Source organism: Microcystis sp. M083S1 (genome assembly GCF_020246405.1).
GTDB lineage: Bacteria > Cyanobacteriota > Cyanobacteriia > Cyanobacteriales > Microcystaceae > Microcystis > Microcystis aeruginosa_C.
This window is the reverse complement of the sequence record NZ_JADBTB010000086.1, coordinates 1-14,711: the sequence shown is the minus strand read 5'-3', so window position 1 is coordinate 14,711 and position 14,711 is coordinate 1. Positions and strand designations below refer to the sequence as shown.

The window sequence follows — 14,711 nt, the reverse complement described above, 5'->3', positions numbered from 1 at the left end:
GGGACTGTCCAGACTGTGGGACTCACCATGACCGAGATATTAACGCTAGTAAAAATATTTTGGCCGCAGGACTTGCGGTGTCAGTCTGTAGAGCGACCATAAGACCAGAACAGAGTAAATCTGTTAAGGCAGGTGCGAAAAATCCTTCGGGAAAGAAGCAGAAACCTAAATCGTGAGGTTTGGGAATCACCGTCCGTTTACGGCGGCGAGGATGTCAAGGATTAAATATAGGGTTTTAAGGGAAAAAATAACCAGTAACCGCTAAAAGGTCACTGGCTGACTATCTAACTACTGTTTAATCATGCCCTCATAGCGTTGAGAGATGACATAGGTTTGAATTTGTTTGGCGGTATCGATCGCCACCCCCACCAGAATTAACAGGGAAGTTGCCCCCAAACCGCGAAAAGTGGTGACACCGGTGGCGCTTTCTACTACAGTCGGCACAGTAGCCACCAAACTTAAAAAGAGAGCGCCCAAAAGGGTGAGACGATTCAGCACCCCTTCCAGATAATTAGTAGTAGCGGTCCCCGGTCGAATCCCCGGAATACTGGTCCCCATTTTCTTCAGGTTTTGGGACATATCCTTGGGGTTAACGATCAGGGAAGCGTAGAAGAAACTAAAACCGAGAATTAGTAAGCTATAAAAAGCCACATAACCCCAACTATCGGGACGCAGAGCATTAACCAACTGAACTAAAACCTGACCGACCGGGTTATCCGTGGGTAAAGCTTGCACCAATTGGAAAGGTAAGACCAACACTGCCGAGGCGAAAATAATCGGCATCACGCCCCCTTGATTGAGTCGTAGGGGTAGATAACTGGTTCTTTCCCGATAGAGACGACGACCCACCTGACGACGGGCAGAAACAATCGGAATCCGACGGGTTCCTTCCTGAACAAAAACAATGCCGATAATCATCACCAAGAAAACCAGCAAGAGAATCACCACTTGAGCGATCGCTTGTCGGCCACCCTGTTGAGCAAAAGTAATCGTATCACCGAGGGTTTTCGGTAAAACAGCGACAATGTTGACAAAAATCAGCAAAGATGCTCCATTTCCCAGACCGCGTTCCGTAATCAGTTCCGAAATCCACATCACGAACATAGAACCCGCCACTAAAGCGAGAACCGTAGCAGCGATCGAGGGTAAAGTTCCGGCCACAACGCCGTTAGCCACCAATAAACCGAGAGTAATGCCGATACTTTGAATAATTGACCAACCAAAGGCAATATAACGGGTAATTTGGGCAATTTTTCGCCGTCCTGCTTCTCCTTCATTTTTCTGTAAATCTTCCAAAGAAGGAAGGGCAGCGGTGAGCAGTTGCACGATAATTGAGGCGTTGATATAGGGAAGAATGCCGAGGGCAAAAATCCCCAACGTCGATAATCCTCCCCCGGTGAACAGGTCAAGGATTCCCAAAGCGGCGTTACTTTGAATAATTTCTGCTAATCTTGCCCGATCCAAACCGGGTATCGGTACAAACATCCCAAAACGGAGCAGAACCAGTAAACCCAATGTAATCAACAAGCGACCGCGTAAACCGGCCGCTTGTGCCATTTGCATAAACGTTTCCTGTGCCGTGGGAGCCTTATCACGACTGACGACCATTAACAGTTACCTCTAGTGCAGTTTTTTTATGGGAAAAAGTAATCGAGGGGGAAAACTTTCTCGATTTTTTTAAGATTTCCCCTGTCTTTCTTATGATATAGCAATCCGGTCTTGGGGATTGGGTGTTAGGGTGTGGGGTGTAGGGTGTGGGGTGTAGGGTGTGGGGTGTAGGGTGTAGGGTGTGGGGTGTGGGGTGTGGGGTGTAGGGTGTAGGGAGAACAAAGCTGCCCTTTACCTTTTGCCTTTTGCCTTTTGCCTTTTGCCTTTTGCCTTTTATCTCCTGTCTCCTGTCTCCGTTAAATTTCTTCCCAAGTACCTTGAGCGGCGGTAATTTTCTCTTTAGCACTATTGCTAAAAGCGGCGGCCTTCACCTTGAGGGGAACGGTAATTTCACCATCACCTAAAACTTTTAAAGGGCCGTCATTGCTGGTGAGAATTTTAGCTTTTAGGAGACTTTCTAGGGTAACTTCCGTATTAGCGGGTAAAGAAGCCAATTTTCTCAGATTAACAATCGTGTATTGACGGGGGTTAACCAAAGGAAAATGCTTTAATTTCGGAACCCGACGATAGAGGGGCATTTGTCCCCCCTCAAAACCGGGGCGGGTCCCCGTCCCGGAGCGAGATTTTTGTCCGCGCATTCCCAGGCCGCAACTAGCACCCTGGCCGGCCGAGACACCCCGTCCCACACGACGACGGCGTTTAGTGGACCCCGGTTGGGGGGCGATTTCGTGGAGTTTCATGGTGATTTCTCTAGGTGTACAAATGTTCTACAGATACGCCTCGATCTTTGGCCACTTCCGAGAAAGTACGGAGAGTTTCCAGGGCGTTAACGGCGGCTCTAGCGTTATTGAGGGGGTTATCGCTACCGAGTTGTTTAGCGAGGATATTTTTCACCCCGGCTAATTCTAAAACGGTACGGACAGCACCCCCGGCAATAACCCCAGTCCCCGGGGCAGCCGGACGCATAAGCACCTGAGCGCCACCGGAAGCCCCCCGGGTGAGGTGAGTGATGGAACTAGCTTTAGTTAAGGAAACTTCAATTAGTTGTTTTTTGCCATCGGCCACGCCTTTACGGACGGCCCCGATAACGTCCCCTGCTTTGCCGACTCCCACTCCCACCTGGCCGTTTTCATTACCGACCACGACGATGGCCCGGAAGCTGAGTTTTTTACCACCCTTAACCACTTTACTAACCCGGCGGATCTGGATGACCCGCTCTTGCCAAGTGGTTTCTTTTTCTTTTTCGCGGTTGCCTTTGCGACGTTTTGCCATAGTTTTATCAGTGTTGAAAGGATATTTTAGAAGTTTAAGCCGGCTGACCGAGCCGCTTCTGCTAAGGCTTTGACGCGACCGTGATAGAGATTGCCACCGCGATCAAAAACCACTTGTTCAATGCCTTTGTCTAGGGCCCGTTGGGCCACCAGTTTACCCACGGCAGCCGAGGCTTCTTGGGTAGCGGTGGATTCCAATTCCCCGCGCAAGGTGGCCTCTAGGGTAGAAGCGGCAGCGAGGGTGTGTTGGGCTACGTCGTCGATAATTTGGGCGTAGATGTGGTTATTAGAACGAAATACGGATAAACGCGGCCGTTCAGCAGTGCCATTAATTTTGCGACGCACACGCTGGTGACGACGACGGACTGATTCTTTGCGACTAAGTTTCATGGTTTATTTTTTACCTCCTTTACCGCCTTTAGCGCCTTTACCGCCAGCTTTACCAACTTTGCGACGGACAACTTCACCAAGATAGCGAATCCCTTTTCCTTTATAAGGTTCGGGGGGACGAACTTCGCGGATTTTAGCGGCAATGTTACCGACGGCTTCTTTGTCGATGCCACTGACGATAACTTGGGTGTTGTTTTCTACGGCGACGGAAACACCATCGGGCATCTCCATCTCCACGGGTTTACTGTAACCAACATTAAGAACTAATTTACTACCCTGCGCCTGGGCGCGGTAGCCCACCCCTTGGATATCGAGGCGTTTTTGAAAGCCGGTAGCGACTCCTTCCACCATGTTGGCCACTAGAGTTCTACAGAGTCCGTGGCGTTCTCTGGCGGTACGGGAATCGTCTTGACGGGTAACGAGCAGGGTTTCGCCATCTTTGTCGATGGCGACGGCGGTGGGTAGGGTTCTCTGGAGAGTTCCTTTGGGCCCTTTCACCGTCAGGGTAGCACCATCGATATCGACGGTGACTTTATTGGGAATAGGAATCGGGCGTTTGCCAATACGAGACATAACAGTTATCAGGGAAGAGTTATCAGTTATCAGGGAAGAGTTATCAGTGGGTCAGCTATCGGGTTTAAACTTGGAAAGGCTGACGGCTGATAGCTTATCCTTGTTTACCAGATGTAGCAAAGGACTTCGCCGCCAACGTTTTGTTTACGCGCTTCGCGATCGGTCATAATACCTTTAGAGGTAGAAACAATGGCGATGCCAATGCCACCGAGGACGCGAGGTAAGTCTTTACTGTTGGAATAAACTCGCAGGCCCGGTTTACTGACTCTGGTGAGGGTAGTAATGATCGGTTGACGGTTTTTGCCTTTATATTTGAGGGAAAGAACTAATTGAGATTTAATCCCCTCACCCACTTCCTCAAAGTCAGCAATAAAGCCTTCGTCTTTGAGAACTTGAGCAATACTGCGCGTCATCCGCGTGGTGGGAATTTGAGTAGTGGTCTGCCGAACCGCGCAAGCGTTACGGATGCGGGTCAGCATATCCGAGATGGTATCGTTAGCAGACATGAATTACCTGTTTTTCTCCTAAATTGGGATCAACATCAGTGGTCAGTTATCAGTGGGTCAGTTATCAGATTTGAGTATTAAGTGAGTAGTATTAAATAGCAGTTTCCTGCTGTCTTTTCACTGAATCACTGTTTACTGTTCACTGTTGACTGTTTACTGTTTACTGTTTACTGTTCACTTATTTACCGGTCACTGTTTACTTTTCTCTTGATTGATTTATCTAAAGGGCATTCCCATCTCTTTGAGGAGGGCGCGTCCTTCTTCGTCGGTTTTAGCGGTGGTGATGATTGAGATGTCCATCCCGCGAATTTGATCGATTTTGTCGTATTCAATTTCGGGGAAGATCAACTGTTCACGAATGCCTAAACTGTAGTTACCACGACCATCAAAACTGTTACCGCTGATACCGCGAAAGTCGCGAATGCGTGGTAGGGCCAGATTAATTAGACGGTCTAAAAAAGCGTACATTCGATCGCCGCGTAATGTCACCATGACTCCCACGGGCATTCCTTCGCGAATTTTGAAGCCAGCGATCGCTTTTTTTGCCCTAGTCACTACCGGTTGTTGTCCGGTGATGGTGGACAGTTCCTCCTTGGAAGACTCCAAAGCTTTGGCATTTTGTGAAGCTTCCCCAAGACCGCGGTTAACAGTAATTTTGATAACTTTAGGTACTTGGTGGATATTGGTATAACCAAATTGTTCTTTCAGTTTCGGAACAATGGTTTCTTGATAGGTGGTTTTTAGTTTTTGGCTCATAGTTTTGCTGCTTGCTTTTCCTGGGCTTGGTCAGGAACTAGAATTGATGGGAAACTAATCAATAATTTCGCCAGTTTTCTTCAGTATCCGCACTTTCCGACCGTCTTCGGTAAAGGTATAACCCACCCGACTGGCGATTTTTTTCTTCTCGGAATAGAGCATCACTTTGGAACTGTGAATCGGTGCTTCGTAGGTAACGATTTGACCCGATTCCCCTTCCTGTTGGGGTTTAGTGTGTTTGGTGCGGATATTAACTCCCTTGACCACCACGGTACTTTCTTGGGGTAGGGCCCGTAAAATTTCGCCCACTTTGCCCTTATCGGAACCGGCGATTACTTGAACGACATCCCCTTTTTTAACGTGCATTTTTTGCTTTTGGGGTGAGGTTTGACTGTTTTTCTTACTCATTTTTTTTTGACCTCAAAGTGTGAAAAGTTTTAGACTAGCCATCAGCCAATTGCCTTAGTACTTTTCACTTTGATCAGAGAACTTCTGGGGCTAAGGAAACAATTTTGGTGTAGTTTTTATCGCGCAATTCCCGAGCGACCGGACCAAAAACCCGCGTACCTTTGGGATTACCGTCATTATTAATAATCACGGCGGCGTTATCATCAAAACGGATGCTCATACCGCTATCGCGACGGACGGTTTGACGGGTCCGCACAATCACCGCAGTGACCACATCGGATTTTTTCACGGGCATATTGGGGATAGCGTCCTTAACCACGGCGATAATTTTGTCACCGATGCCACCGTAGGTACAGTTACCTGTTCCCAGCACCCGCAGACACATTAGTTTCCGCGCCCCGCTATTATCAGCGACATTTAAGTAGGTTTGTTGTTGAATCACGGTTTTTACCTAGGTGAAATTTAATTATCGGTTAATATTTCCGCCACTTGCCAACGTTTGGTTTTACTGAGGGGGCGGGTTTCACGAATACGAACTCGATCGCCTTGTTTGGCTTGATTTTCTTCGTCGTGAGCTTTAAATTTCTGGGTTTTCACGACGATTTTGCCGTATTTGGGGTGAGGAGAGCGGTTTTCAATGGCTACCACTACGGTTTTATCCATTTTGTCGCTGACTACTACCCCAACTCTTTCTTTAACTGCCATAGCGGGTTATGCCTCCGGGGTGGACTGGGCTAGTTGGCGCTCCCGTTCTACGGTCAATAATTGGCCGAGACGGTGGCGGGTGTGTTTAAATTCGTGGGTTTTTTCCAAGCGACGGGTGGCCTGTTGCAAACGCAATTCAAACAGTTTCTTTTTGGCATCGAGGACAGCGTCGGCGATTTCCTCATCGCTCATCTTCCTCACTTCGGCGATTTTCGGTAAAGCCATTAGACGAAATCCTCCTCGCGAGTGATAAATTTGGTCTTAATCGGTAATTTTTGGGCGGCTAGGCGCATTGCTTCCCGGGCTATCGGTTCGGCTACCCCGGCAATTTCAAACATAATGAACCCCGGTTTAACCACGGCTACCCAGAATTCGGGGGAACCTTTCCCGGAACCCATCCGAGTTTCTGCTGCCCTTTGGGTCACGGGTTTATCGGGAAAAACGCGAATCCAGATTTTGCCACCCCGACGGATATAACGAGTCATTGCCCGTCTGGCCGCTTCGATTTGACGGGAAGTAATCCAACAGGGTTCGGTGGCTTGCAGGGCGAAATCGCCGAAATTAATCGTATTTCCGCCGGTGGCCAGCCCGCGCATCCGTCCGCGCTGTTGTTTGCGGAATTTTGTTCTTTTGGGACTTAACATGAGCTATTTACCACTGATAAATATTAGGGATCAGCCCTCACTAGAGCGATCTTCAAACTGTTGACGGCGACGCTGTTGACGGCGCGGTGCTTGAGCGGGAACGGCGGCGGCAATTTCTTCTTGGCCGGGGATAATTTCGCCCTTAAAGATCCAAACTTTCACGCCTAGAATCCCGTAGATGGTGCTGGCGGTTTTATAGGAGTAATCGATATCGGCCCGCAGGGTATGGAGGGGAACTCGTCCTTCCCGCACCCATTCGGTGCGAGCGATTTCCGCGCCGTTGAGACGACCGCTAACTTGAATTTTGATCCCTTTCACTTCGGCCCTCTGCGCCCGTTGGATGGCCTGGCGGACCACACGACGGAAGGAAACCCGTCTTTCTAGTTGTTGGGCGATGTATTCGGCGATCAGGTTGGCATCGGCATCAACGCGAGCCACTTCGATGACGTTAATGCGAATTTGACGCTGGCCACCGAGGGCTTTTTGCAAACCTAGGCGCAGCTGTTCGATTCCCGTGCCACCACGACCGACGACGACCCCAGGGCGGGCGGTGTGGATGGAGATATCTACTTGATCGGCCTTGCGTTCGATGCGAATATCGGCGATACCGGCATTAGCGAGGTTTTTTTCGACGTACTGGCGAATGCGGCGATCTTCTTGCACTAATTCGGGGTAACGTTTCGCGTCGGCATACCAGCAAGATTTATGATCTTTGATAACGCCGAGACGAAAACCGAGGGGATGGATTTTTTGTCCCATTGTGGTTTTTTAGTTAAGGTGATTAGTCTTTGTTGCTAGGAGCGACGGCGACGGTGATATGACAGGTGGGTTTGCGAATTTGGTAGGCGCGCCCTTGAGCCCGAGGTCGAAAACGTTTTAGGGTCGGTCCGCCATCGGCAAAGGCTTGGCTAACTACCAAAGTGGCGGGATCGAGTCCTTCGTTATTTTCGGCGTTGGCAACGGCGGAACGCAGGACTTTCAGAATCGGGTCACAGGCCCGGTAGGGCATGAATTCGAGAATAATTAGGGCTTCCCGATAGGAGCGACCGCGGATCTGATCGAGTACCCGTCTGACTTTCAGGGGTGACATCCGAATATAGCGGGCGATCGCTTTGACTTCGTTAGAGGTATCGATGGTCATTTCAGTTATCAGTTATCAGTTATCAGTTATCAGTTATCAGTCTCGATGATTTATGGTCACGACTATCTAGCTGATGGAGTAGCGGCTGATTTATTTCCGTCCTGCTTTTTTGTCGCTCTTGGCGTGGCCGCGGAAGGTGCGGGTGGGAGCGAATTCACCGAGTTTATGACCGACCATCTGCTCGGAAACATAGACGGGAACGTGCTGTTTGCCGTTGTGAACGGCGATCGTGTGACCGACCATATCGGGAATGATTGTCGAGGCCCGGGACCAAGTTTTAATCACTTGTTTACTGCCCTGGGCGTTGAGTTTTTCGATTTTTTCCATCAGGTGGCCAGCGACAAATGGCCCCTTTTTCAGTGAACGACCCATAATTTTCAGTCAAAAGTAAAGTAATAATTTCTAACCCTGGTTACGACGGCGCACGATGAGATCGCTACTGCGTTTTTTCTTGTTGCGAGTTTTGCGACCGAGGGCGGGTTTACCCCAGGGAGTCATCGGACCGGAACGTCCAATCGGAGCGCGACCCTCTCCACCTCCGTGCGGGTGATCCACTGGGTTCATGACGCTACCCCGAACATGAGGCCGTTGACCGCGGTGACGGGTACGGCCGGCTTTACCGAGACTGATGTTTCTAGCTTCGGCGTTACCGACTTTTCCGATGGTGGCGTAGCATTCACGCCGGATCATGCGTACTTCCTTGGAGGGGAGGCGGATGGTAACATAATCGCCTTCTTTCGCTACCACTTGGGCGAAACCACCAGCAGCCCGCACCATTTGACCACCGCGACCGGGGACGAGTTCGATGTTATGAACTTCTGTCCCTAGGGGGATGCGACTTAAGGGTAGGGCATTACCGACCTCGAAGGGAGCGTTTTCTCCGGCGATGACGGTATCACCAACGCCTAAACCGGCGGGGGCGATGATGTAGCGTTTTTCCCCGTCTTTGTAGAAAAGCAGGGCAATGCGGGCGTTACGGTTAGGATCGTACTCGATCGCCGCTACTGTGGCGGGAATATCCCGTTTATCGCGACGAAAATCGATAATCCGGTAGAGGCGTTTATGGCCGCCGCCCCGGTGACGACTGGTAACGACACCGCGATTATTACGCCCCTGTTTGCTGTGTTTGCGATGAGTCAGGGACTTTTCCGGTTCGGTTTTGGTGATCTCTTTAAAGTCGGAGATGGCCGCCTGCCTTGTCCCGGGGGTTAAAGGTCTAAAAGAACGAATACCCATAGTTTAGTTTTCCGTTGTCGGGTTTCTTGGTTTTTATACGTCGGGATAGAGGGTGATCGAGTCGCCTTCCGCCAGGGTCACGATCGCGCGTTTGTATTGGGGTTTGTAACCGAGGAAACGGCCGACGCGTTTTTTCTGACGAGAGGGGCGGCTGGTGTTCACTTTCGTTACTTTCACGTCAAACAGCAATTCGATCGCCGCTTGAATTTCCGGCTTGGTCGCTTTCAATGCGACATCGAAGACGTATTTATTTTGTTCTAGGAGCAGGGTGGCTTTCTCGGTCACGATCGGCTTTAGGATCAGATCGGCGAGTTGTCTGGCTTCGGTTTTAAGCACCATAGACCTCCTCAATTTTGGCTAGGGCTGCGGCGGTGGCGATAACTCGATCGGCTAGGATGACATCATAGACGTTGAGACTATCGGCGCGAATAATTTTGAGATTGCAGATATTACGTCCCGATAAATAGACATTTTCGGGAATTTCCGTCAAAATCAGCAGAATTTTTTCCTCTGGACTGGCTCCCCAGCGACTTAAGGCAGCGGTGAGTTCCTTGGTTTTGGGTTGGGAGAATTGTTCGGCGAAGCTTTCCACCACGATAAAGTTATCGGACTGGCTGATCAAAGCGGTTCTCAGGGCTAATCTTTTCTCTTTGCGATTGACCTTAACCTCAAAATCTCTGGGTTTGGGTCCGAAGATGACACCGCCACCACGCCAGAGGGGAGAACGGATCGAACCGGCTCTGGCACGACCGGTGCCTTTTTGCCGCCAGGGTTTGCGACCACCGCCGCGCACTTCCGAGCGGGTTTTGCTGGAGGCGTTACCTTGGCGGGCCGCCGCTAGATGGCTGACGACGACGCGGTGAATTAGGTGTTTGGCGGTTTCGGGTTTAGCGGTTTTCAGTTCCAGGGTGCCTGTTCCCGCTTCTTCCCCTTGCCAATTTTTGACTGTGTAGTTAACCATGGCTTTAATCTTTCCTTGCCCTATTTACCAAATTTCTTGGCGGGGGTGATGTTTAACAGGGTTCCTGGTTTGCCCGGGACGGCTCCTTTGATCAGGATCAGGTTGCGTTCGCTATCGATTTTGACCACGGACAGTTTGCGGATGGTCACTTGGGTGGCTCCGTATTGTCCAGCCATTCTCTTACCCGGGAAGACCCGACCGGGGGTAGTACCAGCGCCGGTGGAACCGGGGAGACGGTGGTTTTTGGAACCGTGGGTCATGTTACCGCGCTTGAAGTTATGGCGTTTTTGATAGCCGGAGAAACCCCGTCCGATGGTGGTTCCAGCCACATCGACCAAATCGCCTTCTTGGAAGATAGCGGCGGTAATTTCTTGGCCTAAAGTGTAAGCGGATGCGTCCTCAAGACGGTATTCGATTAAATGCCGCAGGGGGGAGACACCGGCTTTGGCTAAATGACCGAGTAGCGGTTTGTTGAGGGCTTTTTCTTTGACGGTTTTGTATCCCACTTGGATGGATTCATAACCGTCGGTTTTTTTAGTTTTGACTTGGGTGACGGGACACGGACCGGCTTGAACGACGGTGACGGGAATGGCGACTCCCGTTTTGTTGTCGAAGATTTGGGTCATGCCCAGTTTTGTACCGAGGATACCGATAGACACGGATTGTTCTCTTTATCTTTACTAGACGACAATCAAAAATAACGTGGCCGTGGCTATAGGAGCGAGAAAAATCTTTCCCGCTTTATCAGCCTGCCCAACTTGAATGACTTTTTTCGAGTTATTTAAGCTGGCATCCCGTTAAATTCGTAAGTAGGACTAGACAGGTTTGCTGGTTCTGCCTAGATTGTTGCTGGTCTTTGTTTCTTCAGGACTTAAAGGGTTTATCTTCAGTATCCAGGCGAAGACCGAGCGACCAAGGCGGTTCTGCTCGGCAGTGCCTTCAGCACCACCTAACCCCGATTTTGGCCACAATCAAACATTATATAATATTTGTGACTTTTTAGGCAAGAGGTTTTTTTAGTCACCGAAAATGATCATATCTAGTCTGGTCAAATTATTTATCCCGTTCGGCGGTCTTCAGCAGCGATGGGGGCAGACCGAGCCAATAGATTCAATTATAGTAGTTATCTTAATGTTGAGGTACAAAGTTTCCGTTTTGGGGAATCGGTCGTCGGTGGTCGATACCAAATTAGGTTACACTTCTTGACGGGAAACACTTTCAATGGGGGGGGGATGACAGCATTGTGCTATCATCCCTTGTCGGGGGGTTAAATCGCTTCGAGATTTTTTTCTCCGGTACGGATGCGGACGATCTGTTCCACGGGGGAGATAAAGATTTTACCGTCTCCGATTTCACCAGTACGCGCCGCAGAAATCAGCTTATCGACGACCATATCGACCTGCTTATCTTCGACGACGATCTCGATCTTGAGTTTTTGGAGAAATTCGACGGTATACTCGGAACCGCGATAACGTTCCGATTGACCTTTCTGACGACCGAAACCTCTAACTTCGGAGACGGTCATGCCGACAATGCCCGCGTTAACTAGGGCGATTTTCACCTCTTCAAGTTTAAAGGGTCGGATAATCGCTTCTACTTTCTTCAAAATATCTATCTCCTCGTTGCGTGACGATACTTTACTTTCTGGGTAAATTACCTGTTAATTCTAAACTCGGAATCCCAAGAATAGTGCTTAAAGTCATAATTTCTTCAATTATTGTCCTTGGCCACAGTCTTCTGCGGTGAAAAACTTCCGGGTGGGAATTGGCCCACCCGCAGCCATAAATAAACCAACTAGAGAGATAATCCCAACTGAAGACCGAAAACACCGTGAACTAGCAGTAAAATCAGGGCAATACTGCCGATATAAGCGTGAATAGTCCGGAAAAGTTCTTTTTTCTCGCCAGCGAAGCCAGTGAGGGACAATAATCCATTGAAAGCTAATAAACCGATGGCGATCGATCCTGTCCAGAAATGGCTGCTTTCGAGGATTGGATGTTTCTGCATGACTAGGGATAAAATACCGCCGGTGTAACCGAGAGCGATAAATAAAAACAGCCAGGGGGCGAGTTTGCGGTGATCAGCCCGATTTTTGGCCACTACGTCCCCATCTTTGCTTAAACGGCTTTGCCAACCGGCATAGGCAGTATAACTACCCATAACTAAAACCACGATCCCCATCATGACTGGATGTCCCCAATGAACGATCGGTTCGGGAGTTCCGAGACCGCGAAAGGCAGCGGCGATCGGCTCTAGCGCATCACTTAAACTTTGATTCATCTTTGTTACCTAACTTTACAAAACCCTCTGGCCTAAGATTTTAGCCGATCTCTGGCCTAGAAAAACTGCGGTTAGCTGAAAAAATGTCAAGCCTTCGCTAAATTTCTTAACATTTCCGCTAGAGATGAGCGGAGAAATATAGAATAAAGGCAGGGGAAACTAGGGATCCCCACGGGGATTAACCCCTAGGAGGGAGTTATGACTTATCTGCTCAAAGATCGGCGATCGGCAGGGAGACTATTAGCTAGTTACTTGACAGAATATACCAATAGTGCTAGGGCGCTAGTTTTGGCTTTGCCCCGGGGGGGGGTTCCGATCGCCTTTGAAATTGCCCAAAGGTTACATTTACCGCTAGATCTGTGTTTAGTGCGAAAATTAGGTGTACCGGAGCGAAAAGAGTTAGCTTTTGGGGCGATCGGTCAGAATGGTGTGCGGGTAATCAATGAAAGTATCGTTGAAGACTTGCACCTATCGGAGGCGATGATGGAACGGGTAGCAAAGGAAGAAATGATCGAATTAGAGCGACGCAATCGCTTGTATCGAGGTGAGCGACCCTTTCCGGACCTGACGGGAAAAACGATTATTCTAGTAGATGATGGGATCGCTACGGGAGCAACGATTAAAGCGGCGATTCTGACCCTTAAGGCTGAAAATCCCGCTGCTATTATTATTGCTGTTCCTATTGCCCCACCGGAAGTTTGTGATCAATTAGAAAAATTAGTCGATCGAGTAATTTGCCTACATAAACCCTACGAATTGAGATCGATTTCTCTTTGGTACGAGGACTTTTCCCAAACCAGCGATGAGGAGGTGCAAACACTTTTGTCCACCGTCGATAGTTCTTTGATTCCAGTTTAGGGAATTATGAATTATGAATTGGGGAGTGGGGAAGTGGGGAAGTGGGGAGAGTAAATAACAGCAATCTCCTGAAGTCAGAAGTCAGAATTGAGACTTCCGAATTCTAACTTCTGACTTCTACAGCATCGGTATCAACGGCATTGGTTGGGGAAGAAACTTCGGTTTGATTATTTACTCCCCCCGGACGGCGATTGCGATAATCAAGAACTAATCGCGATAATTCCGTGGTTAAAAGGGTGAGGACAATACCATCATCGATCCAACCAATAATCGGGAAAATGTCAGGGGAAATATCGAGGGGACTAAACAGATAAACCATAGTTCCCAGAATGATAATCCAACGATATTTAGGGTGAGTAATTTTGCTGCTGTACCAGTTGTAAAAAGATTCAACAATCGGTTTCATTGATTTGTCCTCTTTGACTGAGATAATTTAATTTTGTCAGGTTGCCACTGGGGCCGATAGTGCGGTTTTACACCCATTATGTAGGGTTATCCCCGCTAATTATCCACTAAAAAAGCCCAGAAGAAAATTCACCTTTAGGGATGAGCCTGAAGTATTGTAAAGTTTCAATACAAATATGGTCATATATAGTCATTCATGGTAATATGTACAGACAAAACTATCGGACTAGGCAAAAAAAACAGGAATAAGTTATCGAACGGCTTGGAGGTGGTGGAAACAAGGGAATTTAACAGGTTATCAATTGCCTTCTGGTACAATTATCATAACGGATGACAACCCTTCAAAACCCGACTTGATAGCTTGCATTTATGCAAGAGTTTCCAGTGCCGAAGATAAAGACAATCTAGATAGACAAGCTGACCGATTAAAAGATTATGCTGTTGCCAGAGGCTACAAAATCTACAAAGTTGTCAAAGAAGTAGGCAGTGGATTAAACGATAATCGCCAACAATTAGCCAAAATTCTCGTTGACCCCAATTATAATGTTTTAATTGTTGAACACAAAGAGCGTCTAGCCAGATTTGGGACTAATTATCTAGAAATCTTGTTAAAAGAACTAGATAAAAAACTGGAGATTGTCAATGAAAGTGAGGATAACCAAGATGAGTTGATGTCAGATTTAATAGCGATTATAACCTCTTTTTGTTCTCGAATTTACGGATTAAGAAGGTCGAAAAGAAAGACAGAAAAGATTATAGCTGAGTTAAAAGACAACGGATAATATGTTAGTAGCAGAAAGACACATTATCAAGAAAGGACATCGATTCTGGGCTGAGATAGATAATTTATCTTGGCAGTCTAAAAATCTCTACAACTCAGCCAATTATTTAATCCGACAAAACTTCATTTATGGTCATGGCTATTTGACCTATAATCAGATGGCCTCTCTCATGAAAGAGACAGAACAG

General features: G+C 48.3%; 24 protein-coding genes and 2 pseudogenes. 4 read left to right on the top strand and 22 right to left on the bottom strand.

Annotated features, from left to right (window positions below):
* On the top strand, positions 1–176 hold a 176-nt coding region (locus tag IM450_RS08710), incomplete at its 5' end, for a zinc ribbon domain-containing protein (protein ID WP_287720618.1).
* A 112-nt stretch (positions 177–288) separates the two neighbouring features.
* Here the strand turns inward: IM450_RS08710 and secY are convergent.
* The 21 genes from secY to IM450_RS08605 all read right to left on the bottom strand — a co-directional run bounded on the left by secY (position 289) and on the right by IM450_RS08605 (position 12,479).
* Entirely contained in the window at positions 289–1,608 is a 1,320-nt protein-coding gene (gene secY, locus IM450_RS08705) for a preprotein translocase subunit SecY (RefSeq protein ID WP_002801926.1), read from the bottom strand.
* Between the two features lie 296 nt (positions 1,609–1,904).
* Positions 1,905–2,348 carry a 50S ribosomal protein L15 gene (gene rplO, locus IM450_RS08700; RefSeq protein WP_002780095.1) on the bottom strand — a complete coding sequence of 148 codons (444 nt, stop codon included), beginning with the start codon at positions 2,346–2,348 and terminating at the stop codon, positions 1,905–1,907.
* Between the two features lie 10 nt (positions 2,349–2,358).
* A complete protein-coding gene (rpsE, locus tag IM450_RS08695; protein WP_002757584.1) occupies positions 2,359–2,880 on the bottom strand; it encodes a 30S ribosomal protein S5 in 522 nt (173 codons plus the stop codon).
* 26 nt (positions 2,881–2,906) lie between these two features.
* Positions 2,907–3,269, bottom strand: coding sequence for a 50S ribosomal protein L18 (gene rplR / locus IM450_RS08690; protein ID WP_002753900.1), 363 nt, complete (start codon positions 3,267–3,269; stop codon positions 2,907–2,909).
* A 3-nt stretch (positions 3,270–3,272) separates the two neighbouring features.
* The gene (gene rplF / locus IM450_RS08685; RefSeq protein ID WP_287666424.1) at positions 3,273–3,842 is read right to left on the bottom strand and encodes a 50S ribosomal protein L6; all 570 of its coding nucleotides are present in this window, start codon (positions 3,840–3,842) and stop codon (positions 3,273–3,275) included.
* Positions 3,843–3,946: 104 nt separating this feature from the next.
* Positions 3,947–4,348, bottom strand: coding sequence for a 30S ribosomal protein S8 (gene rpsH / locus IM450_RS08680; protein ID WP_002734721.1), 402 nt, complete (start codon positions 4,346–4,348; stop codon positions 3,947–3,949).
* Positions 4,349–4,564: 216 nt separating this feature from the next.
* On the bottom strand, positions 4,565–5,104 hold the full coding sequence (gene rplE / locus IM450_RS08675; protein WP_002801925.1) for a 50S ribosomal protein L5: 540 nt from the start codon (positions 5,102–5,104) through the stop codon (positions 4,565–4,567).
* A gap of 54 nt (positions 5,105–5,158) precedes the next feature.
* Complete coding sequence (rplX, locus tag IM450_RS08670) at positions 5,159–5,512, bottom strand: 50S ribosomal protein L24 (protein ID WP_002801924.1); 354 nt, start codon at positions 5,510–5,512, stop codon at positions 5,159–5,161.
* 73 nt (positions 5,513–5,585) lie between these two features.
* A complete protein-coding gene (rplN, locus tag IM450_RS08665; RefSeq protein WP_002732358.1) occupies positions 5,586–5,954 on the bottom strand; it encodes a 50S ribosomal protein L14 in 369 nt (122 codons plus the stop codon).
* A gap of 20 nt (positions 5,955–5,974) precedes the next feature.
* Positions 5,975–6,217, bottom strand: coding sequence for a 30S ribosomal protein S17 (gene rpsQ / locus IM450_RS08660; RefSeq protein ID WP_002801923.1), 243 nt, complete (start codon positions 6,215–6,217; stop codon positions 5,975–5,977).
* Between the two features lie 6 nt (positions 6,218–6,223).
* Positions 6,224–6,442 carry a 50S ribosomal protein L29 gene (gene rpmC / locus IM450_RS08655; protein ID WP_002801921.1) on the bottom strand — a complete coding sequence of 73 codons (219 nt, stop codon included), beginning with the start codon at positions 6,440–6,442 and terminating at the stop codon, positions 6,224–6,226.
* Complete coding sequence (rplP, locus tag IM450_RS08650; protein ID WP_002780088.1) at positions 6,442–6,861, bottom strand: 50S ribosomal protein L16; 420 nt, start codon at positions 6,859–6,861, stop codon at positions 6,442–6,444. Before rplP ends, rpmC begins: the two co-directional genes overlap by 1 nt.
* A 30-nt stretch (positions 6,862–6,891) precedes the next feature.
* On the bottom strand, positions 6,892–7,620 hold the full coding sequence (gene rpsC / locus IM450_RS08645; protein WP_002801919.1) for a 30S ribosomal protein S3: 729 nt from the start codon (positions 7,618–7,620) through the stop codon (positions 6,892–6,894).
* Between the two features lie 22 nt (positions 7,621–7,642).
* Positions 7,643–8,002: a 50S ribosomal protein L22 gene (gene rplV, locus IM450_RS08640; RefSeq protein WP_002746605.1), complete on the bottom strand. Its 360-nt coding sequence runs from the start codon at positions 8,000–8,002 to the stop codon at positions 7,643–7,645.
* A gap of 90 nt (positions 8,003–8,092) precedes the next feature.
* A complete protein-coding gene (gene rpsS, locus IM450_RS08635) occupies positions 8,093–8,374 on the bottom strand; it encodes a 30S ribosomal protein S19 (RefSeq protein ID WP_002753908.1) in 282 nt (93 codons plus the stop codon).
* A gap of 30 nt (positions 8,375–8,404) precedes the next feature.
* On the bottom strand, positions 8,405–9,238 hold the full coding sequence (gene rplB / locus IM450_RS08630) for a 50S ribosomal protein L2 (RefSeq protein ID WP_002746601.1): 834 nt from the start codon (positions 9,236–9,238) through the stop codon (positions 8,405–8,407).
* A gap of 33 nt (positions 9,239–9,271) precedes the next feature.
* Positions 9,272–9,577 carry a 50S ribosomal protein L23 gene (locus IM450_RS08625; RefSeq protein WP_002801916.1) on the bottom strand — a complete coding sequence of 102 codons (306 nt, stop codon included), beginning with the start codon at positions 9,575–9,577 and terminating at the stop codon, positions 9,272–9,274.
* Positions 9,567–10,199, bottom strand: coding sequence for a 50S ribosomal protein L4 (gene rplD, locus IM450_RS08620; RefSeq protein ID WP_002801915.1), 633 nt, complete (start codon positions 10,197–10,199; stop codon positions 9,567–9,569). The genes IM450_RS08625 and rplD overlap by 11 nt, the downstream gene beginning before the upstream one ends.
* Positions 10,200–10,219: 20 nt before the next feature.
* Complete coding sequence (gene rplC, locus IM450_RS08615) at positions 10,220–10,858, bottom strand: 50S ribosomal protein L3 (RefSeq protein ID WP_002734589.1); 639 nt, start codon at positions 10,856–10,858, stop codon at positions 10,220–10,222.
* 608 nt (positions 10,859–11,466) lie between these two features.
* A complete protein-coding gene (locus IM450_RS08610) occupies positions 11,467–11,805 on the bottom strand; it encodes a P-II family nitrogen regulator (protein ID WP_002801914.1) in 339 nt (112 codons plus the stop codon).
* 188 nt (positions 11,806–11,993) lie between these two features.
* Positions 11,994–12,479, bottom strand: coding sequence for a DUF4079 domain-containing protein (locus IM450_RS08605; protein ID WP_287658867.1), 486 nt, complete (start codon positions 12,477–12,479; stop codon positions 11,994–11,996).
* Between the two features lie 198 nt (positions 12,480–12,677).
* On the opposite strand from IM450_RS08605, the gene IM450_RS08600 reads away from it, so the two are divergent.
* Positions 12,678–13,337, top strand: coding sequence for a phosphoribosyltransferase (locus IM450_RS08600; protein ID WP_287666427.1), 660 nt, complete (start codon positions 12,678–12,680; stop codon positions 13,335–13,337).
* 103 nt (positions 13,338–13,440) lie between these two features.
* On the opposite strand, the gene IM450_RS08595 is transcribed toward IM450_RS08600, so the two are convergent.
* On the bottom strand, positions 13,441–13,743 hold the full coding sequence (locus tag IM450_RS08595) for a YkvA family protein (RefSeq protein WP_002801910.1): 303 nt from the start codon (positions 13,741–13,743) through the stop codon (positions 13,441–13,443).
* 241 nt (positions 13,744–13,984) lie between these two features.
* On the opposite strand from IM450_RS08595, the pseudogene IM450_RS08590 reads away from it, so the two are divergent.
* Together IM450_RS08590 and IM450_RS08585 are read left to right on the top strand one after the other, a co-directional pair.
* Positions 13,985–14,524 (top strand): annotated as a pseudogene (locus tag IM450_RS08590) (IS607 family transposase); the annotation flags it as partial.
* Position 14,525: 1 nt separating this feature from the next.
* Positions 14,526–14,711, top strand: a pseudogene (locus IM450_RS08585) (transposase); the annotation flags it as partial.